This window comes from Chitinophaga ginsengisoli (assembly GCF_003014595.1).
Taxonomy (GTDB): Bacteria; Bacteroidota; Bacteroidia; order Chitinophagales; family Chitinophagaceae; genus Chitinophaga; species Chitinophaga ginsengisoli.
Window position 1 is genome coordinate 190264 of sequence record NZ_PYGK01000009.1, and the last position, 22429, is coordinate 212692.

General features: G+C 45.7%; 15 protein-coding genes. 8 read left to right on the top strand and 7 right to left on the bottom strand.

Annotation, left to right across the window (positions count from 1 at the left end; translation table 11 throughout):
* The first annotated feature begins 480 nt into the window (after positions 1-480).
* Positions 481-1461 carry a terpene synthase family protein gene (locus tag CLV42_RS21215; protein ID WP_106603941.1) on the top strand — a complete coding sequence of 327 codons (981 nt, stop codon included), beginning with the start codon at positions 481-483 and terminating at the stop codon, positions 1459-1461.
* Between the two features lie 35 nt (positions 1462-1496).
* Here CLV42_RS21215 and CLV42_RS21220 read toward each other — a convergent pair whose 3' ends face one another.
* Positions 1497-3290 carry an ATP-binding protein gene (locus CLV42_RS21220; RefSeq protein WP_106603942.1) on the bottom strand — a complete coding sequence of 598 codons (1794 nt, stop codon included), beginning with the start codon at positions 3288-3290 and terminating at the stop codon, positions 1497-1499.
* Positions 3291-3539: 249 nt separating this feature from the next.
* The gene (locus CLV42_RS21225) at positions 3540-4703 is read right to left on the bottom strand and encodes a cytochrome P450 (RefSeq protein WP_106603943.1); all 1164 of its coding nucleotides are present in this window, start codon (positions 4701-4703) and stop codon (positions 3540-3542) included.
* A 222-nt stretch (positions 4704-4925) separates the two neighbouring features.
* Between CLV42_RS21225 and CLV42_RS21230 the strand changes: the two genes are divergently transcribed.
* On the top strand, positions 4926-5288 hold the full coding sequence (locus CLV42_RS21230) for a hypothetical protein (protein ID WP_106603944.1): 363 nt from the start codon (positions 4926-4928) through the stop codon (positions 5286-5288).
* 96 nt (positions 5289-5384) lie between these two features.
* Here the strand turns inward: CLV42_RS21230 and CLV42_RS21235 are convergent, their stop codons facing one another.
* The 3 genes from CLV42_RS21235 to CLV42_RS21245 form a co-directional block, all read right to left on the bottom strand.
* Positions 5385-6893 (bottom strand): reverse transcriptase family protein, encoded by a 1509-nt coding sequence (locus CLV42_RS21235; RefSeq protein WP_106603945.1) that lies wholly within the window; start codon positions 6891-6893, stop codon positions 5385-5387.
* A 433-nt stretch (positions 6894-7326) separates the two neighbouring features.
* A complete protein-coding gene (locus tag CLV42_RS21240) occupies positions 7327-8985 on the bottom strand; it encodes a hypothetical protein (protein WP_106603946.1) in 1659 nt (552 codons plus the stop codon).
* A gap of 10 nt (positions 8986-8995) precedes the next feature.
* On the bottom strand, positions 8996-12208 hold the full coding sequence (locus CLV42_RS21245) for a HEAT repeat domain-containing protein (protein ID WP_106603947.1): 3213 nt from the start codon (positions 12206-12208) through the stop codon (positions 8996-8998).
* A 169-nt stretch (positions 12209-12377) separates the two neighbouring features.
* On the opposite strand from CLV42_RS21245, the gene CLV42_RS21250 reads away from it, so the two are divergent.
* Entirely contained in the window at positions 12378-12776 is a 399-nt protein-coding gene (locus tag CLV42_RS21250) for a DoxX family membrane protein (protein WP_106603948.1), read from the top strand.
* 3 nt (positions 12777-12779) lie between these two features.
* The gene (locus CLV42_RS21255) at positions 12780-13718 is read left to right on the top strand and encodes a polysaccharide deacetylase family protein (RefSeq protein ID WP_106603949.1); all 939 of its coding nucleotides are present in this window, start codon (positions 12780-12782) and stop codon (positions 13716-13718) included.
* A gap of 131 nt (positions 13719-13849) precedes the next feature.
* On the opposite strand, the gene CLV42_RS21260 is transcribed toward CLV42_RS21255, so the two are convergent.
* Positions 13850-14305 (bottom strand): YhcH/YjgK/YiaL family protein, encoded by a 456-nt coding sequence (locus CLV42_RS21260; RefSeq protein WP_106603950.1) that lies wholly within the window; start codon positions 14303-14305, stop codon positions 13850-13852.
* A 105-nt stretch (positions 14306-14410) separates the two neighbouring features.
* Here CLV42_RS21260 and CLV42_RS21265 point away from each other — a divergent pair, with 105 nt between their 5' ends.
* The 4 genes from CLV42_RS21265 to CLV42_RS21280 all read left to right on the top strand — a co-directional run bounded on the left by CLV42_RS21265 (position 14411) and on the right by CLV42_RS21280 (position 19887).
* Positions 14411-15853, top strand: a complete 1443-nt coding sequence (locus tag CLV42_RS21265; RefSeq protein ID WP_106603951.1) for a sensor histidine kinase — start codon at positions 14411-14413, stop codon at positions 15851-15853.
* Entirely contained in the window at positions 15840-16538 is a 699-nt protein-coding gene (locus tag CLV42_RS21270; protein ID WP_106603952.1) for a response regulator transcription factor, read from the top strand. The genes CLV42_RS21265 and CLV42_RS21270 overlap by 14 nt, the downstream gene beginning before the upstream one ends.
* A gap of 85 nt (positions 16539-16623) precedes the next feature.
* A complete protein-coding gene (locus CLV42_RS21275) occupies positions 16624-19191 on the top strand; it encodes an outer membrane beta-barrel protein (protein WP_106603953.1) in 2568 nt (855 codons plus the stop codon).
* 6 nt (positions 19192-19197) lie between these two features.
* Positions 19198-19887, top strand: a complete 690-nt coding sequence (locus CLV42_RS21280) for a hypothetical protein (RefSeq protein ID WP_106603954.1) — start codon at positions 19198-19200, stop codon at positions 19885-19887.
* A gap of 28 nt (positions 19888-19915) precedes the next feature.
* On the opposite strand, the gene CLV42_RS21285 is transcribed toward CLV42_RS21280, so the two are convergent.
* Entirely contained in the window at positions 19916-22378 is a 2463-nt protein-coding gene (locus CLV42_RS21285; protein ID WP_106603955.1) for a TonB-dependent receptor domain-containing protein, read from the bottom strand.
* Positions 22379-22429 lie beyond the last annotated feature (51 nt).

Genomic DNA, 22429 nt, shown 5'->3' on the forward strand with positions numbered 1-22429 from the left:
GGAATGCTATTGAGCGTTGTCATGCGAGTCAGGGCTGGGATATCTATTGGGCAGCACCGGTCGTGTCACCGGAGAGCCGAAGGCCCGCCATTCCCATCTGAAACCGGTGCTACTTCCGCTGTCGCTGCTATAATTAAGCGTGTACATTATTATGCCCCCAATGTGCTTTTTGTAATTGTAATTATGGACGATGTACAGGCTATCTGCAGAGACTAATTATCCTTACTGGTTATCATTCCTGATTATCTTCACTACAATTGTTTTAATTGTTTTATGATCACTGAAAAATCAGCCTGATCAGAGTTGTGCAAGTATTTGATTTATTCTCCATAAACATGTATATTCCGTTACGCTGTATAAATCCTGTCTGCAGTGTATGCAATAAGCCCTGACTGGGTCTCTTACTTTGTCATGTGATTCACAAGCCCCCCTGTGTAGTGTTCGTTCATTTTCATTATCTAAAACTCAATTCTTCCTATTATGTACACACATCAGTTGCCGGGCTTATACTGCCCTTTTCCGATTGCCCTTAATCCTCATGTAGACAAAGCAGACAGACACACTACTCTTTGGGTAAAAAAACACCAGCTCGTTCCTAATGAAGAAACGTGGACTTATTATCACAGACAAAGATTTACCTGGATGGTGGCCAGGATGTTCCCAACCGCCGATCTGCATGCATTGAGCATTGCGGCTGATCTCAACACTTTACTGTTTGTACTCGACGACCAGTTTGATGAACATGGTGAAGGTACTGATGTGATAAAGCAAAGCGAACAGTTTGAAAGGCTTGTTCATGCACTGATTGGTATTATGAAAAACAACAGGCAGATTTCCTTCGAAAAAGGCGGCCCTGTACTGAGCGCAGTGAGCGACTTTTGGAGAAGGATCCGTAAGCTGGGAAATCTTGGCTGGCAGGTACGTTTTATTGAAAGCCTGCAGCAGGCGTTTGCAGCCAATCTATGGCGCATTGAGCAGGTAAGCCGTGCTCAGTTGCCAACATTGGAAGAGTATATGAAATGGCGTCCTATTTTCAGCGGAGCCAGTTTTTTTGCCTATCTGCTGGAAGCCATTGAAGGCTTTTCCTTACCAGACTATGTATTTCTTGATGGCACTGTGCAGCAGCTGATACAACTTTGCAGCAACACGATCTGCTGGGCCAATGACCTGTTTTCATTCAATAAGGAACTGGAACAGGGCGATGAAATGAATATTGTGATGTTGATCCGTAATACCAGGGACTGCACAATTGATGAAGCCATTACAGCCACGGTACAGATACATGATGAACAGGTGAGGGCGTTTGAACGTTTGTCCCGCCGGCTACCGTCCTTCGGCGCAATCACTGATGCTGAGTTACGCCGTTACATTGATGCATTGGCTGTAATGATGAAAGGTAATATTGACTGGAGTGTAAAAGATACGGAAAGGTATCATTTTACCATGCTGGAAACAGCATGATTTAACAGAACGCCCATCGCTGATTATAGGGGGAATCAGGGGTGGGCGTTTGCTCTCAGGTATTTGGACAGTGTACTATGCAACACCTTGAAATCTATCGGCTTTACAAGATACTCGTTTGCTCCTGCCTGTAAAAGCTCTTCACTGTTTTCCTTAAAGGCGTCACCACTGGCGATGATTACAGGCACATTTTTCAGCACATCGTCTGTACGGATCTGCGCTAATGTATCTTTACCGCTCATACCCGGAATATGGGAATCCAGGATGATGATATCCGGCCTTGAAGCCCTTGCCAGCAGTAATCCTTCCAGACCATCAGCTGCCAATATGATACGGCTGCCCATACCACTGAGGAAACGGGATAATACCATCTGGCTCATTTTATCATCTTCTATGATGAGGATGCTGGTATCTGTCAATGCCACAGATCTGCTGTCGTTATCTATTGCATTATTACATATTGCTGAGGGTATCTTCAGCGGAAGGATAACGGTGAAGGTCGTGCCTTTACCTATTTTGCTGTAGACTTTGATCTCTCCACCCATAGAAGTGACCAGGTGACGTGTAATATGCAATCCCAGGCCGGTACCTTCCAGGAAGATATTCCTTTCTGTCACGAATGCATCAAAAATAGTAGACTGCCGTTCAGTGCTGATACCTTCGCCCTGATCAGTTACCTGCAGGCACCATTTGTACTCATTCTGGAAGACGTCGAGTGTTACCGTACTTTCCTGCCGGGTGAATTTGATAGCGTTGGATAAGAGGTTGTTCAGCGTTTTGGTCAGCAGGATCTTATCGCCCATGATCAGCTGGGGGATCTCGGGATCAAGCGTGGCTTTGACCTTTACGGTCTTCACACTTGCTACATACTGATGCATGTTGATGATACCCTCCATCCATTCCTTTACATTCAGTGGGCCTGCCTGTGGGGTATCCAGCTTACCGGCTTCTATACGGGAGAATTCCAGCACATTGTTGATGATATCGCGCGTATTGTAGCTGGCGGCATATAGATGGTCTGCCAGTTGGCGGATAGGGGCCAGTGAGCGGTCCTGTTCCACTTTCAGCTGTAACAGCTGACTGATGCCAAAGATGGCATTCAGGGGGGTACGGATCTCATGGCTGGTTTCCCGTACAAAGACAGTCTTGGCATCTGTGGCTTTGGCCAGTTGTGCGGTAAGGATCTCGAGATCTCTGTTATGTTCTTTTACGGTGTCCAGCATTTCCTGGACATGCAACATTTCCCGCATCCTGAGTCTTTCGATGTTCCTCACGTAATAGTAGATGACCAGCAGGTCGAGGATCAGGATACTGGGAATGGTGACCCATCTGATAATGAACTGGGCGTTTGTATGATCTTCAGGAGGTACAACGGGAGAAATGAAACCGTTATACATGTTGATCTCGCCGATAAGAAAGGCAAAAATAGTAAAAGCGATGCTGAAGACGCGTCTCGGTTTATCCTTTTCAAATACCAGGAGGGAAAGTCCTACGAGGAAGATGAACAGGAGATGTACTTCGGTGACTCTTCCCATAATAGCGCTGTAGTACTGGATGCTGACATTATTGATAATGATCAGCGATACTCCGGCGGCCGTGTACTGGCCCAGACCATTCATGAGAATAATAGCCGATAACAGGCTGCATTCTATCACAGCCGGGGCTGAAATAGCGACATTGCCTGTAGTAATAAAGCAGCCGAGGCCGAACGCACCCGACATGGCGGCGGTAACGAGTGAAAGGGTATTCACTATTTTGATCGTGCGTCTCTTGTCTTCGTCATGTACTTTACTGTAGCCAGCTGTGGTTAGTAGTTGTAATAGATTCATGCACCAATCATTTACGTTAATAAGGGGACATACAATTACGGAATAATACAGGTTCCCAACTTGTACTTAGTTCCTTGCTGTCAAGTTTTTTCAATCCGGATGTCAGTTAGTAGCTAGTCTGTCTGTAAGCAGTGGGTATAGTTCGAAAATTTTGGGGCCAGTTCCACCTGCAATTTACATACATTCAAATTATATTACTTAGTATAATGAGTATACTTTTTACGTTGTTTCCTTTAGTACTCAATCATATTATTTTTGTTCAAATACAATAGGCAAGTCCAGGAATCCTGCCACGATGGTACTGGGATTCCTGTTGGGAGTAGTGCCCGGCTTCAGTTGTATGTTTTTCATCTTTTCAAAGACGATCTCAAAAGCGATCTTTGCTTCCATTCTGGCCAGCATGGCGCCGATGCAGTAATGCGGACCATGTCCGAAGCTCACCATTTTGATATTGTCCCTGTTGATTTCAAAGGTATCCGGGTCAGTAAATACGGATGGGTCACGGTTGGCTGCTGTCAGCCATACGTTCATAAAATCTCCTTTTTTGATGAGCTGTCCGCCCAGCTCCACATCCATCTTAGCGATGCGGCACATGCTCTGAACCGGGGGCTCATAGCGTAACACTTCATTTAAGGCGGCGGGGAGGAGCTGCATGTTGTTCATCAGATGCAACTGTACTGCAGGTATGGTCGCGAAGGTGTACATAGCGTTGGCAAGGAAGCCATTGGTGGTTTCATTACCTGCTATCAGGAGGGCTATACAGAAGGCAAGTGTGTCGGGCATACTGAGTCTTTCTCCATCTACTTCAGCCTGTAATAGATGGGAGATAAGATCAGCGCGTGGCTCTTTGGATCTTTCTTCCAGTAAGGTCATAAATAGTTTGCCCATTTCCTGCTGGGCCTGGAAATAAGCATCCATGCCTATTACTGCAGGATCGCTGGAGATAGCATTGATCCAGGCATTCACCTGATCATGGTCCTGATCAGGCACCCCCAGTAATTGTGCGGTAACCCTGCCTGGGAGTGGAATAGAGAATGCTTTTACGAAATCCATTTCGCCTTTTTGCAGGTGAGGTTCCAGGAGTTCATTACATTCCTGCCGGATCCAACTTTCCAGTCTGGAGATAATGGATGGAGAGAAGGCCTTTGTTACCAGCGCGCGCAGCTGGCGGTGACGTGGAGGATCTGTCTGGTTCAGATTGCTGCCAAGCAGATTATCATCCGACTTAGGCATGTACTCATTGGAAAAAACTTCATAGTCGCTGAGGACCCTTTGTACATCTTTGTGATGAAATACTTGCCAGGCGCCCTGGCCACCAAAATAGAACCTGAATGATGGATCAAAATAAACTGGTTGCTCTTCCTGCATCTGCCGATGCCAGGATAGAGGGGATACTAGCGTAGTTGGAGTCATACAATCTTGAGTTGTCGTAGCGTACAGATTCGGTTATTGTCCCTGATATAAATAAGATAAGATTAAAACGAGTGCTATATGATAGCTAATTAACATACACCTGACTAAAATAGTTTAATGTGCTGAAGAAAAAGTTAATTGGTTGTTAACGACTTAAAATTTCTCCCCTTGTAAATGTCATTTTCAGAAAAACTAAATAGATTGCTGCGATAATACCTCAATATGAAATACTACTTATCCATTACTATTGCTGCGCTATTCAGCTGTTACGGATGTGAACAATCCGCAAAGCCCCACACCGACGATCCATATGCTTTGGCTGATACGGCAGATTATAAACTTACACAGACATTACAGGGGCAGGGAGGAGTTTATCTGAAAACGGAAGTTTATACGCATAAGAAAGATACATCGCGTTCTTATGTAAAGGTCTTTAACTACAATCAACAGATAGCCGCCGTACAATTTTATAAGCGTGAGAAGAAGGATGGACCAACGATCACCTATAACGAAAAAGGTCAGCGACAACTGGGTACTTACTACAGAAATGATACGATGATAGATATGCATCCATTTAATCAATAAAATTGCTTAATTTTACGATCAGAGATTTACTAATCCTCTATCATAAGAAAGCCCCGTATACATGAAGTATACGGGGCTTTTTGCTATTATAAGCTGTTATAAGATATCCCACCAGGGCTTCTCTCCGTCATTAGTCGTATTATTTTCATTACTGGAAGATGGTGCCGGAGGCGCATCTGATTGTGTTGCAGCAGCGCGTACCTGTGTTTTGATATCATCCCGGTTCAGCAATAGGCGCCATTTATCTTTCAGCTGTTTGCCGGCTTCAGGTTTTACCATCAATACATAGTTGATATAACCCTCCACACTGCTAACGATATTACCTTTACCCCATTGTTTACCTGTTAATCCTGATACTGATATCTGGTGCAGCAGTGCCCTGAACTTCCGTAATGTTTCCCTGTCCAGGCTCAACTTATCATTTACCACAATACCGGTTACTTCTCTCTTATCGCCCTTACGCATTACCTTTAACTTGTCAGGATGGATCACAAAGCCTTCTTCCTTTACCACCTGTTTTACACCCCATATCAGTTTTCCTGCGTCGTCAGCAGCAGGTTCCTTGGCAGAAAAGGTCATATCATCCGCATAGCGGGTATAAGTATAATTGAACCTGCGGGCAAGACCTTCAAAACGGCGGTCCAGGCGGAAGCAGATAATATTCGTAATAGCAGGACTGCAAGGGGCACCCTGGGGCAGATGACGGTTGGTATTAGCTACATAATAGTCCTTTCCATCAAGCGCTACCTGGTCAACTTCCGGTTCTGTACACAACAAGGCGAGTATAGTGGCTACCTGTTCGCTGTAACCCAGTTTGCAGAACATGCCTTTCACACGTTTGTACTCAATAGTGGGGAAGAAGTCGCGCAGATCGATATTAATGACAATATCCTGTGCTACGTGATGTACAGCATTGGTAACGATGGACCTTCCTGGCACAAAGCCATGCGCGGCGTCGCTGTTGGGTACTTTATACAGGATATTCTCCAGTATCCAGTGCTGTGTAGCTTTGAGCTGTGGCATGGGAGCGGAGATCAGGCGTTTACCACCGGATTTTTTCGGTATATAGAACCGCTTATAATGTGTGATATGTCCCACTTTCCTGTTAAAGGCCAGGAAGCGTAATTTACCTATGCTGATACCCATTGCAGCTGCCAGCGCAACGCCGTCGTGGAAGACAGGCAGACCTGTCGCAGTGAGGCGTTCAGTATCAGAAACAGTTTTATTCAGGCCCTGGGATACATCTTCTCCCAGGTATACGATCTGCTTTTCTTTCTGTTCAGCCCATTGAGCAGCTTTCTCTTTACGCTTTTCTTCGTTGCGCAGTTTGGTCTCCGCTCTTTTTGCTTTCGCTGCCGCCATGCGTTGCTTACGCATTTCGATCAGCATCTTTTCCCGGTTCTGGTAACGGCGTTTCTCTTCCATTAACTTGTTAAGTTCTCTGGTAAGGTCGGCCTCCCTATGTATCAATACCTCCGAAGGGGAAGGCATCAGTGTATTTTTTTTCCAGAAACCAAGGCGGGTCATTTCTTCCAGGATGACTTCATCTCTGGTGGATGCTCTGATACGGTCATATAACTGCTGACGCGTCAATCCTTCTGCCATAATCTTTCAGACGGTTTATTGCTGATAAAAGCTGGTATGTTGATGAATAAGCGGGGAGGAAGAAGAGAAGATGGGTTTAACAGAAAACCAATGTAAAGAGGAAATAGCCTTCGTGCAAGCCATTGACTAAATCAATCAACTCCAGGGCGGGGCGTACCTACCGGTAATTTGGAGCCCCCGGGGCTCGTACCGTAAATTACTGGTAGGTACGCCCCGCCCAAAGTAAAGATTGCATTTAGTGAAGCATGATAATGTCATGTTACCTGAGTGACGAAACATCACTCTTCCTGAAACCAGGCGCAAGTGCAAACTTTCCTCTTTACAAAGATCTTTTTTTCTGAATCGAAAGATAGAGAGATTTATTTAAACAACAAATACATATTGCTTTTTTTTCTTTCATTTCTTTCTACATCCTCATCTTCCTTTACTCCGCTTATGCGTTATTGTTACTTTTATTCTTTTCATGTGTCATACGCAGTGCCAGCATATGTTCACAGGGCCCTTTATAAAGCTTGTTCGTGATGTAATCATAACAATCACAATGCCCTGTGCTCATCCTTTCATCGCCATCTATGACGATAACAGGATGGTATGTACGGCGTTCTGCGGTGATCTGTCCTTCTACCTGTAATCCTACTGATGGTACCTGCTGTGCTGAGAAGGTGATCTTGCCTTCCTTCATCAACCGGGTTGCAGATTCTTCCTTCGGATTGGAGAACCTTAACTGATCCAGGGGTAAAGGTTCTCTGCTGAGTTCACGTAAGCGGTATAAACCGGTATGCAGATCGTAGATGACTTTTCCTGCCTGCGTATAAATACCCAGGGTGGCCAATACTTCAGGAACAGATACACCTGTTCTTGCGGATATTTCTTCCGGTTTGCCCATCCACATCTGTTGTAGCTCACTGTATACACGGAGCTTGGTGGCATCTTCCACTGTAGCTCTTGGCGCCATCAGGTCAAACTGGCCGGCACGTGACCAGTCATTGGCTGTCCATCCGGAAAGGCCCAATGTGAATTGCATATCACCCAGGTCTGCTACATAGAAAGAAGGTAATCCGCTTCCTGTCAGATGTACCGTGAATTTCTTTGCTACCGGGATAAGGCGTTCGAGGATCAGCAGGCGCCTGCGGCCCCAGATACGGATCTCCCTGCGCTGTGGACCGGTATAAATAGAACGTGCACAGATAATCTCTTTATTCCAGGGTTCGAATATGGCTTTCACAGGTTTGCCCGGGTCCAGCACAAAACGGATGGAACGAGGACCTTTTTTCTCTTTGAACCTGCGCAGCCAGCTACAGAAGTTGTACACATCCATAGGATGCAGGTCAAAGCTGGCAGCAGGCAACGTCATGGCAGAACTTACCTGCAGGAATCCGCGTACCCAGCTATCCGGCAGGTCTATCTTCACTTCACGGAACATCTCTTCCTGTGTGGTCTGTACAGAGAAGCCTGCAGGATCTACGGTGAAGGTGGTTTCCTTATAATCGCGGATCTTCTGGAATTCATTATACAGTGCGGCGGAGTAGTCTATGTTGGTAGTACCACATTTGAACTCGTTCACCTCTTTGAATACATTATAACTGGCGCTCAGTTTACCATAGGCAGATTCGTCCTGGCTAAAGCATTCGAAGAATATCTCATCCGGATGTACGCTGATGACAGGGTCCAGTACGAACCAGGCATCCCTGTCTTTCTGGTACAGGTAATCAAAGTATGCCTTGCGCGCTTTGTAGTAAGGCGCCTTCACCCTTTCTTTCTCCTGGAAGATGCTGCGTAATTCCTCGTTCAGCGCTGTGATACGGTTATTGGCAGCGGCAGCATCATAATGCCCCATATATTCAGCCAGCCACATCGACTCCTGCTGGGCGGCCCATTCCTTATAGGCGGTTTTATCCTTAGGTTTGAAACGAAGGTCGGAGACCACTACATCATGCAAAGCAGAAATAGCTTCGCGAAAAGCGATTTTCTTACGCAGTTTACCGGCAAAGAATGTCGGCTCACGATGGGTATCAGGTGCAAAAGAGATCCCAGCTGATGTGGCATTGCTATAAACCTCGGTTTGTCCGCTATATCTGTAGTTAAATAACATCTTCAGGGGTTTAAGATTGTTTCACAGGAAATGCTGTAAATCGTACCGGCAGGTCCAGCCCGGGATATGACTGATGAATATTACGCATAATGGCAATACAGCGTGCTTTGTCGCCGATAGCCACTGTAGCCGATATATCAGCAATAATGTTTCCTATGTAGGTAGCTGCTTCCTGCGATTGCAGCGCTTCTTTCTCCAGAAAATTGAAGATCCGCTCCTTAGCCACGCGTGCTTTGTTGACCCTCGATAATACAGACCTGAAATAATGTTCCAGTTCCTTCAGATAAGACAGGTTACCGGCTGCATAATTCTCCAGGTAATTGGTCGCAAATAACTGCATGGCCACCCCAGGATGCTGGCTGAGTTTCATGAGGTAAACAGGACCATCTTCTTCACGGAAGAAGCGGGTCAGCAATTCACGTCCGAAAGCCTGAACAGTAGGATTCACACTGTCGGCAATAGCGACCAGCGATTCAGGCGACCAGTCAGTCGCTTCAAATTTCGTCCGGAAGAATTCAGCTGCAAAGGCGCGGGTATCATCCCAGGTGGCGTCCAGCAGGGTAACAGCAGCGTCTCTTTCATAGCGGATGCGTGTAACGTGCTGTTCGAAGAACCGCCAGCACCATTCCCTTACTGCCTGCAATTCATGATTACCGGCAGCAATGACCTGTTTGATGGTAAGGTTCTCTGCAGGGATATATTTTTCCAGCACCAGCACTCCGAAGGCCTGGGCAGGACGGTAATTGGAATACAATAAACGTAAAGCGGTGGCCTGGTCAATATCCTGAAGATGCCCCACCAGTTCATTGCTTAATACCAGTGCCAGGTCTGCGTGCAGGCCATCAGTAGTTTCCTTACGCATTAGTAGTGGCACCAGTTCATTGACCAGCCATACGGCCAGCGCGGCATACTTTTCCGCAAGGCGTTTCAGCAATGGGCGTATAGCATTCCGTACATCCGTATAAGGAGCCGTGCAGCAGTAGAACAGTAGTCCATGACGTTTTACCAGTTCTGTTTCACTGATCGCGGTGATAACGTCAATACCGGCAGCTCTTACAGGTTGATAGGCATGTTCCAGTAAACTATGCAACAGGCTGTCGGTAATATGATCCAGTTTAACCTCCTGCTTTTTCAACAGCAGCAATCGCGCGGCAAATGCCTGTGCTGCGGCTACCTGACTTTGCAACAGGTCTTCAATGATCTTAAAGTCAAGGTGCATCAGCGCAGCCCCGAAGTATTGTTCCAGGATACGGCAGCCGTCTGTCAGCGTATCGTTGATCTGATTGTCAGCATCTTTGAAAGAAAGGAGATAAGCGATGGTTTTACCAGCCAGCAGTCTGACTTTCTCTTCCGGCAATTTCACCTGTGCCAGTTGCACTCTTGCGAAAGCACGTACGTCTTCATACGGACAGAAGATCAGTTCACGGATGAAGTCAACATCTGCCAGGCAGAGGTCTGGTCTTGCGGCTGCCCATTCCATGCCTTGCCCGCGTGCTTCAGCGGAGGTGCTATATAATAGGGCCAGTATAATAGGCAGCGAAGGATTATTGATATCAAACTTCTCGCGGGCCAGCTGCAAACCATATTCCTGTGGCAGGCGGAAAGGATTGCCCAACAAGGCACGTATTACCTGGCTGTCCATCTTTTCCTTCAAGGTGTTATAGTCAGGATGTTGCAGCAACTGATGCAGGGCAAAGTCATGGATCTCATCGAGTTTGCCTTTTACCAGCAGCTGAATGAATGCCTGTGGGAGTTGTCGCCAGAGATGCAGGAAGGGTACTTCACTATCAGCATCGGAATTTCTAACAACTTGCTCAGCCGAGATAGCCGGCTGTACATCATTGTGTTTACGGCTACGGAACAGAGAGGCTACTTTCTTCAGCAGGCTTTCTCCTTTATTCTCCTGCTTTGGCTGATTGGAACCAGTAGTATTATTGGATGCTTTCATCCATAATGTTCCTTCTGGTACCAGTTGAAGCTCTTTACTATTACCCTGGAGGATATAGTTTAGTAATACTGCTTTGGCATTCGCCGGATGATTGGTAGTAGCAGGGCTGTAGATGGAATTGTAAGGGGCACCGCTCCACCCGTAAGTCTGGGTAATGGGACCGGTATGTTTGGTTACATCATATTGTAATAACATCGCGGTGGCGAACCTCACATACTGAATATCATCGCGTTTGCCCATTTGTTTTAACCTCCGCAATACACGGCGCCGCAGATAAAGACGGGTATTCTTTCTGTATGGTTTATTCTTTTTGTTGGAGTAAGACCCATCTCCCGGGTTTTCCTGTTCCCTTTCAAAACGCTCTGTCAACAGTGAGACCAGTTCATGATCATCTCTTAATTCAGCCTGTTTGAAAAGGTGACGGATATGTTGGAAGAAGTTGATTTTCAATGGTAATGTGCCGAGGAAATGCAATAAGACTTCCCGTACGGTTGGATTGGCAATACTCACTATGTACAGATCTTCCAGTAAAGGATAGGCAGGTTGTACCAATAGCTTTACCCTTTCTTCCAGTAGTTGCTTCAGTTGCTGCTTGCTACCAGATTTCACTGCTTCCTGGAACTCCGGAAGCAGTCCCTTTTCAATCTGCACTATATAATGCTTACGTTCTTCTTCAGGCAGGAGGAGTAGCAGTGCATGTACGGCAATCTGCCGATGGTAGTAAGGATAGCTGCTATTCTCCGCGTATGCTTTCAGTGTAGGGACGTCGGCGTCGCTACCGCAGCGCCCCAAGGCCCATAAGGACGCATAACGCTGCATGGCATCCTCCCGCTCGATCAATTTAGCGATATAGGGAGCGGCTTCCTTGAGACGCAACTCACCGGCTTTCCAGATGACACGGGATGTCTTCCATTCTGTTTTGAATTTGGAATGCCTTTTCAGTGCATATTCCAGGCGTTTCAGCATGGCTACGTGAACAGGGTTTTGCACCTGTGATGTATCAGGAGCAACAAATTCAGCTACCGGTCCGGCATCCTGCTCGGCACTGTACCCCTTGGAGCGTTTTTCTTTTTCCAGGGCGTCATAGATGGCGGTGGCTGATGGCAGATCCACCGGGGACACTGTTTTACTACCTTCTTTTAATGCGCTACCCCGCTTACCATAGCGGAAGTTAACTACATATTGTCCGGGGCCAACTTCACATAAATCAATCTCATAGGTCTTGTCCGAATTCCCCTCTCTAAAGAAAAGCTTTGTTTGCTTTATAAATCGCATGAGCTAACAACATTAAACACAGTAGGCAAAATAATATTATTTTTTATATGAATGGATAATTTTTTATCCAGCCTTCCCGAAAAAGTACAGGATTATCCTCTGATCTTACAAGCAACAAGATCGCTCTTCAACCGAAATTTGTCTCATCAAACAGTTAAACATACACACAATGATCAACAACACAATCAGCTTTTTAATACTGCGGGTAGCCATTGGCGCCACGATGTTCGGACACGGATTAGTGAGATTACCCAAACTCGACAAGTTCAGTGGCTGGATGGTGAAAAGCTTTGAAAACTCCATGTTGCCAGCTTCCCTTGTGAAACCTTTCAGCTATGCACTTCCCATCGCAGAATTCCTGATAGGACTACTGCTTATCATAGGATTGTTCACCAGGCAGTCGCTGGTAGCCGGCAGTATCGTCATGATAATGCTGATATTAGGCACTACTTTGATCGAGAACTGGGAAGCGCTTGTTTCTCAATTGATCCATGCTGCCTTCTTTGCCTTGCTTTTAAGTTACATCACATACAATAGTTACGCAGTGGATAATCTCTTTAAGAAATAACATATGACTACCAGAAAAGAATTTCTCAAAACCGCCGGTCTGTTAAGTATGGCCGGTATGGTCGGGCCATCTGCTTTAGCGGCCAGTCCTGCCAGACAAACAAAACCAGTATCTTCCTGGGCCGATGGCTCCCGGCTTGTAGTGAGTGTATCCATGCAGTTTGAAGCAGGCGGGCAACCGGTAAATGCAGAAAGCCCATTCCCGCAGAATATGGCCAAAGGATACAAAGACCTGCCTTCCGAAACATGGTACCAGTACGGCTATAAAGAGGGTATTCCACGCATGCTTGACAATTGGGATAAACTTGGTATCAAGGTGACTTCACATATGGTTGGTTCCGCAGTACTAAAGAATCCGGCACTGGCCAAAGAGATCGTGCAACGCGGACATGAAGCTGCTGCCCATGGAAGGGATTGGGCTACACAGTATACGATGTCTTATGAAGAGGAAAAACAATTCATTCTCGACGGTGTGAAAGCAGTAGAACAGGTAACGGGCGTTACACCCAAAGGCTATAACGCCAACTGGTTGCGCAGGGGCGAGAATACCTTAAAGATCTTACAGGAACTGGGATTCACTTATCATATCGATGATCTCAGCAGAGATGAGCCGTTTATTATCCAGGTAAATAACAAAGATTTTGTGGTAGTGCCTTATACGCTGCGCAACAATGACATTGTGTTGATCTCCGGTCAGTGGTTCTCTACAGACCAGTTCCTGCAGCAGGTGAAGATGGAATTTGACCAGTTGTATGAAGAATCAGCCTATCGCAGGAGAATGATGTCTGTCAGCTTTCACGACCGCATTGGTGGATCTCCGCAAATGGTAAAAGCGGCTAGTGAGCTGTTCACTTATATGCAGAAGCATAAAGGTGTGGTGTTTAAGAGAAAAGATGAGATAGCGAGACTGGCGTTGGCAGATAAGAGTACGATAAGAGAATGATCCTGATAGAAGCCGAACATTTAATGATAGCGCCCGTATTCCTGTGGATACGGGCGCTATCATTAAATACGATTATGTTGTTTTACGATATTATCGATTCCACAGGTTGAAAGCACAACGTTCCTCCGGTATTATAGTACGCTGATCTTCATCACCACCTTCTTTACTGCAACCGGATCTTTTACCCTGATGTTTGGCATATGCAAATCTGTAGGGAAGAAGATGGCAAACATGCCCTGCTCCAGCTTTGAAAAGAAAGCAGGCGTCTCGCCGAACAGCATAAAATCCGCCGTATCATCATACGCTTTTGATGGCGTCTGGTTCCTCAGAAAATCATGCCCTATCAGTTCCTCACCGCTTACGATATATTGTACGTCGATATATTTCTTATGAGACTCCATTTGCTCGCCTTCCGTAGAGATCGTATCATACTCATTTACAATGGCGATGATAGCCGTACCATCAATTTCATATTTACCCTTCTCTACTTTGGAAAAGTCTGTCTGTTGCAGATATTCAAAAGCTTTTACGAATTTAGGGCCAAGGCCGTGGTAAAGCGCTGCGTTCTTTAAAGTATCGATAATCATGTAGCTCTATTATGCGCTGGCAAGATACGATCAAATGTGAACAAACGTTAATGATTGTTAAAGAATCCGTGGCCGGAAATATTAGAAAGTTAAATTTGCCGGAATATGAGTAAGGTCAGGAAAAGAATATGGTGGATCGCTATACCGGCGTTACTGGCGGTACTGCTCTTCCAGTTGTACTGGTTGCGACAGACCTATCAGTCGCAGCAGGAGGCTTTTGTGGCCACTGCTACTGAAGCATTCCATAATGTATATGACAATGCGATCATTGTTACGGCCAAGGTAAAGTCAGGCGATCCGGAGGCAGAAAAGAAATATACCGTGAAGGCTACAATCGATATGGACAGATCCTCTAAAGGAAAGCCAAACCCTGCTGATAGACTGACCGGCCCTAAAGCTTTCATAATTTATGATTCGACAGAAGAACAGGAGAATAAGTTAACGCCGCAAGACATTCACCTGGATACTTCCATCGCGAACACAAAGATGTCTTTTGACACGATCTCTCCACTGGCACATTTCGTTTCCACTGTCTTTTCCTATTTTACAGATGTATCACCAGATATTGATACACTGAATAAGTACTATCGCAAAGAGTTAGATAAAAGGCATATTCCGCTGCATTTCAAGATTTTAATGGGCAGGAAAGCAATCGACACTACTGTCAACCGGCCTACCTTCATGATCTACCCGGGCATGAATAACCCGGAAAAAGCGATTGGGTTACAGTTCAGCGGACTTACTACCTATGTGTTGAAGCAAATGAGCAGCGCCATTATTCTTTCCATCTTTATTGCTTTCCTGATCATCGGATGTATCTGGACGCTGTGGCGTATCATCCTGCGACAGGAAAAGCTGGAGAGCATGAAGCGGGAATTCATCAGCCATGTGACACATGAATTAAAAACGCCTGTATCTATTCTGAAAGCCACTAACGAGGCCTTGCTCACTTTCCGGGGGATAAATGATCCGGATAAGACAGAACGTTATCTGCGTCATTCCAAAGGGGAACTGGATAAACTACAAGACCTGATCGATAAGATCATGCAGGTGACCAGGGAAGAGCAGGAACATCAGCCATTGTCTGTAACACGTGCGGATATTAAAGCCGTGGTAAATGATGCTGTTATCCGCTTTTCCCATCTTCCGGATGTTACTATCGGCCAACAGTATGACATACAGGACAGCCACTTTCAGACCGATAGAACCGCTTTTAATACCATCCTGAGTAATCTGCTTGATAACGCGGTTAAATACAATGACAAGCCACAAAAAGAGATACTGGTGAGCGTAAAGGAGCTTACAGGACATTACAGCTTTACGGTAAAAGACAATGGGAATGGTATCGAAAAACAACACTTCCCATTCCTCTTTGATAAATTTTACCGGGTTGTACAGGGCGACCGCCATGATACAAAAGGATACGGCCTGGGGCTCAGTCATGTGAAAGCATTATTACACCAATTACATGGCAGCATCAGCATTAGCAGTATGCCTGGCAATGGTACTACCTTTATTTTCCAATTACCGAAACATGAAAAAGATTAAGCTGCTACTGGTTGAAGATGAAATAGTACTGGCAGGCGTTGTCAAAGAAACCCTGGAGGCAAATGGCTTTCATATCAGTCATGCGGAAAATGGTATGCAGGGCTGGGAGCAGTATTTATCTTTCCGGCCTGAAATCTGCGTGGTGGATATTATGATGCCAAAAAAGGACGGGATTGCACTTGTAAAGGACATCCGTGCGGTGGATGAACAAACGCCTGTTATTTTCCTGACAGCCAAAAGCGAGACACAGGATGTTATCAAAGGACTGCAGAGCGGTGCGGACGACTATATCAAAAAGCCTTTCAGTTTGGAAGAACTGATCCTGCGTATCAGGACATTGTTGAAACGTACCCAGCTGACTAATACCCCGGTAAGCCCTAAATCCCACAATGGGATCTATTTGCTGGGGAGCTATGCCTTTGATCATAACAGGCAGGAATTGCGTCATGAGAAGGAAGTTATCCATCTGTCCCTGCGGGAGGCTGATATGCTGAAAATGCTGGCAGAACGGCCCAATGCCACGACCCATCGCCGGAACATCCTGTTGGAATTATGGGGAGACGACAACTTCTTCAATGCCCGTAATATGGACGTTTATATCAGCAAGATCCGTAAATACCTGCAACATGACCCTTCTGTACAACTGATCAATGTACGCGGACTGGGTTACAAACTGGTGTATTAACATTCATTAAGGATATAGCAGGACTCGTTAACGCAGTCCGCTACAACTACCCGCTACTTTTGTATGGTCTGAAAATATAGCGGCCATGCGAAACTATACCATCATTATTTCTTTTCTTTTATTACCAATTGCCAACCTGTTCGCGCAAACGAAAGACACTGTGCGGATGGATACAAGTAAGCCCAGGATACGTGACCTGAAGGAAGTGGTCGTGGAAAGCCGTTCTCCTGTCCGGATGAAAGGGGATACGGTAGAATATAATGCGTCACAGTATAAGACCAAAGAAAATGCCGTAGTGGAGGACCTGCTGAAGAAGCTGCCGGGCGTAAAAGTAGACCAGGGCGGCAATATCACAGCACAGGGAGAAAGAGTCGGTAAGGTACTGGTAGATGGAAAGGAATTCTTTGGTAATGATCCTGCTATTGCTACGAAGAATCTTCCTGCAGATATGGTCGCCAAAGTACAGGTGCTGGATAAGATGAGTGACCAGGAGGAATTCACCGGTATTGATGATGGGAATAAGGTTAAAACCATCAATATCGTTACCAAAAAGAACAGCAAGAAAGGATACTTTGGTAATGTCTCTGCAGGTATCGGACCAGACGGTAAGTATGACGGCGGATTGAATATCAACAGCATCGCTGGTGAACAGCAACTATCCCTGTTATTTAAAGCCAACAACGTCAATAAATCCGGCTTCTCAGCGGCTGAGCTCATTAAGATGTTAAGCGCCAACCCCGAGTTGTTCAATAGTCTTCCGGCTACTGCCATTGCAGAACTGAGCAAGATGAAGGGCGTGCATATCGACAGCGATGATCCTGCGGAAAAGGCACAGCTGGCACGTCCTACAGGTCTCAATAATACACAGTATGGCGGTGTGAATTACAATAATGACTGGAGTGATGCGCTTAAATTGCGTAGCAGCTACTTCTTCAATCGTTTTACATCACGCAACAGTTTTAATTACGACCGCCATTATCTGTTGGCAGATACCGCCTATAACTATCTGCAAAACGGCATTGCATTGCAGGAAAATAATAATCACAGGGGGAATGCAGCCGTTGACATTAAACTGGATAGGTACAACTCCTTAAAGATATCGCCCGCTGTTAATCGAAATACATCTGACATTAAAAGCAACCGGACATACCGCTCGTATTCAGCCGATAATACTTTGCTGCTGAACCAGGGAGAACAGGTGTTGAACAGCAACAACACCAATACGGATGCTACGGCGGATATTCTGTACCGTCATCGTTTCGGCAAGCCTGGTCGTACGATCTCACTTACAGTTACTCCGGAATATCTCCGGCTGGAGAACAAAGGCTTAAATATTGCTAAAAATGAATACTATAACCTGGGAACAAAGGACAGCATTAACCAGCAGACAACAGGTCATTCAGATAATTACTCTCTGAATAATAACCTGATCTATACAGAACAGCTCTCAACACATACTGCCCTGCGGCTTACGGAGCAGTTTAATATTAGCCAGGGTGATTATACACAATTGGCATATAATATCAATCATCTGGACGGACAGTATAATGAATTGGACGACCGCTATAGTGACATCTATAACAGCACTATCACGAGAAATATTGCCGATGTGGCGCTCGCCGGTCGCTATAAAAAGTTCAATTATACGGTGGGGCTGAGTGTAGAGAACAGTCGCCTGAAAGGCAGTTCAGATGCTAAAGCCTATCGCCTCAGCGGTTATTATAATACACTGTTGCCGCATCTTTATGCCAAATACCGCTTCTCGAAGTCGAAGCAGCTGACACTCAACTATAACAGTAATGCCGTTTTGCCCGGTCTTAACCAGTTGCGTCCACTGGAGGATATCAGCGATCCGCTCTACATAAGAAAGGGTAACCCGGATCTGCAACAGGCTGTTAACCATAGTATGACGCTGGCATACCTGAGTAATAACATGTATAGTAATGTCTTCACCAATGCGCAGCTGCGTGTCTCAACCATCAGGAACCAATTTACAGACCAATATACCATTGACAGCGCGGGCAAACAGATCATTTCCCCGGTAAATGCCAATGGTTATTTTTCAGGAAGCCTGCATGGGGAAAGGTCTATGCCTTTCGGTGGTAATGGTTCCAGCCTGACTTTCGGGGCAGAGCTGGCGTACAACAGGTATCCCAGTTATTTCAATGCCGTTGCTGACAGGATCAGGCAATGGGGAATTACGCCTGATATCAACTTCAATTATTATCCTATCACTAATCTCAGCATCACATTAAGAGGAAATGCCAGCTGGAATGATCGTCATAGTGAAGCGAATCCGGGTACCAATCAGCAGTACTGGTTCCTGAACTATGGACTGGACCTGATGGCCATTCTGCCATGGCGGCTGAACGCAGATGCCGGTATTGAGTATTATACAACCACTGGTCTGAGCGGAGCATATAACAATACTGTGGCGCTCCTGAGTGGTGGTCTTTCCAGGGACATCAATAAACGGTTTTCACTCCGCCTGGAAGGACATGATCTGCTGAACCAGAACAAAAGTTTCAACCGGTTGACCCGTAACGGTTATACGGAAGACAGGCAGAATAATGTATTGGGGCGGTACTACATGCTTAGCCTGATCTGTAAGCTGCGTCATTTTGCAATGAATAATCCATCAACACTTAAATAATCCAACATGCAACATTTTATCCGCACACTCATCCTGGCAGCAGGTATTACATGCGTGCAGCAGTACAGTTTCGCACAGGACAAAACACAGGGCGTGATCCATTATGACATCACGTATAACATTCATGCTTCTCTGAAGCCCGACCAGATGCAGTATAAAGACCTGGTGCCGGAAACGATTACCGAAAAGGCCGAACTGAAATATAACGGACAGCGTCTGAAAGCCTATTTCAATGACGACATACAAAAGGAACAGGACGGCGTCAATTCTACTATCAAGATCTCCTCTGAAGATGGCAATGAAAAATATGCGGACATTGACAGGAAAACACTCTGGTGGGTAGACAAGTCAAAGAATCCTCCGGTGTTGGTAGAGAAACCCTTGTTTGAAAAGGAAGAAGACCAGGAAAAGGAAACTGAAAGTACTGAAACAAAGAAGGTCCTCGATTACAACTGCCGGAAACTGATTGTTAAATCCAAGCATGGTCTGCTCACGGTCTGGTATACCACAGAACTGCCCCTGAAAGCTGGCAGTCCGGCGAGCGCCTTTGTTGCTAAAGGCGTCGTGCTTGCCGTGGATAGTAAAAGAATGAGTTTCAGCGCTACCAGTATTGAGTTTGTACCTGTAGCAGAGAAAGACGTCACTCCCCCTGCGGATCTTAAAACAGTGAAGAGTAGCGACCACAAAGGAATATAGCCGTTCTATAAGGGCAGGAGAGGAGAGGTTAATCCTTTCTGATCCTGTCCCTTTCATCTTTTGCCCCTCCCTCCTTGCGGGAACCCTTCAAAGTGCCTGTACCAAAGGGTCTTGCATAGGAAAGCTTAATGATAGGGGAGTAACCGGACTCCAGTTTGATCCCGATATTATTTTTGATATGAAATGCTTCCTCGGCAATAGCCCCATAATACACGTGGAATTTCATCGTAGTGAAAATATCTTCTACAGACAGTTGAAGACTGCCGGCATTATTTTTCAGTTCTTTCTTAAGACCTGCGCTTAGCGTGCCCATGCTGCTCATTTTGACAGTACCATTGTAAGACGGTGTGTTATACCAGCCCGTCAGTTCAGCGGAGAAATGCTTGGGCAGTGTAAACGATTCGGTGAAATTGAAAGAATATCCCCAATAGCTTTTCGTAACAGGCTGTAAGGTGTAATCCGCTTTAAATTGCCGTAATCCGCCGGTAATGCTATAACTCATGTCCCACCAGTCAGTGGCTTTCCAGGGGATGGTAGCCTGAAAGGTGATATTGTTCTGATATGCCAGGTTCTGTGGGGAAATAAACAGCACTTTAGCTGCGGCACCCTGGCTTAACTGGTAGCGCGCAATTGGATGATCATCCCTGCTAAAGAGCAATGAAAAGCTGTATCCGTCATAGTTATAACCCAGTTTGATATTATTTGTGATAGTCGGTTTCAGGAACGGGTTACCCGCATAGATGGCAGTAGGATCACTATAAGCCACAAAAGAGGCCAGGTCATTGTAAGAAGGTCTGGCTATTCTCTTGGTATAGGAGAATTGTAGTCCGGAATGATCGTTCAGTTTTTTGGTCAGGAATATATTGGGGAATAAGGTCGCCAGTTTCCTGTCCACCGTATTTTGTCCTGTCCTTGTATTTTCCATAAGCGTGCGGGCATATTCAAATCTTGTTCCTGCAATGAGGCTCATCGATGGCGTTATCTCTATGTTGGCGGAAACGTAAGCCGCACCAATACCCTCCTTCATTTTCATTTCATTGATTGTTTCCGCTCTGTTTACCCAATGACCGTCAACGAAACTTTCTATCCTGGATAAAGTATTACTACCCGTATAGGTTCCTTTGATACCGGTTTCCAGTTTTATCTTATCGTTTAACTGCCTGTTGTAATCGGCCTTAACAACGCCCACCTGTATCAGCGTATTGGCAAAACCTTTCTGGAGAGGCGAAAAGAGGCTGTCGTTGTTGTCTACCTGTTCGCCGCTTTTCGTGAGGAAAGTGCTGTATACCTGTGATGGATTTTCGTTCTTAAAGTAGAGGTAATCCATGTCAAAACTGAGCTTTGATTTGGGATTGAACTCTTTTTCAAGATATACAGACGATACCAGGTTATGCCAGCTGTTCACCCTGTCTATCCGCCCGTCAAATGTCAGCAGGGAATCAGGCAGCAACAGATAATTGGCTGAAGGGTGATTCCCGGTCGTTGCCCGGCTGATATTATACGTTACATTGGCGCCGATGGTAGTTTTGGTATCCGGTTTTACATCCATTCCCAGTGTAATATCGTGGTTGTTATGTCTCAGCCGGGTAATATCCTGGCCCCTTACTTCCATTCGTCCGCCAAAGACGGGCATATCCTGGTAACTCAGGATATCGATATTACTGTAGCTGTGGTTGAGATTATAGCTATAGGAGCCATAAGTGTTCACTTTCGCTGTATTATGTGACAGGCTGATACTGGCAGCTGCCTTCTCCCGATAGCCATAACCTCCTGTTAAAGAGATTGTTCCGTTGGTGCCTCGCTGTTTATCTTTTTTCAGCACGATATTGATCATACCAGCGCTGCCCTCTGCATCATATTTGGAGGAAGGAGTACTCAGCAATTCTATCTTCTCGATATCATCAGCGCTCATGCCACTGAGCAGGTTAACCAGTTGTTCCATCGGCATGCGTATGAGTTTACCATTCAGCATGACGGTTACCCCGCTTTTTCCGTTGAGTGCGATGTTGTTGTTCCTGTAGTCGATCATAACACCGGGTGATCTTTCCAGTACGGCCAATGCAGTACTACCTTTGGTGAGCAGGCTGCTCTGCACGTTGACGATCATGCCTTCTGCTTGTTGTTGTAATAATGGTTTTTCCGCCTGGATAACTACTTCTCCCAGCTGTTGTGCTCCTTCACTGACTATCTGCAGGCCAAAATCCTTCGTCTTCTGCCGGGCCGTCAGTTCGAACAGGGGAGAGTTCCATGTCTGAAATCCCATACTGGTAAAGCGCAGGATATATTTTCCCGTGGGCGTATTTTCTATAGTGTAAGCGCCGTTTTCATCTGTCAATACGGCTTTTACTAATGTGCTATCTGTTCCATTCAGCAGTATTACATTCGCGAACGGAACCGGTTGTCCGGTGGCAGTGGCAAACCTGCCGGAGATCTGTCCGGAAGCGGTTGTATGCAGAAAAAAGCAACACAGCAGGAAAGCTAATTTTTTCATATTTCATTGATTTTTAAAAAGGGATTCTGTTTAGCCTCATAGTCAATGGAA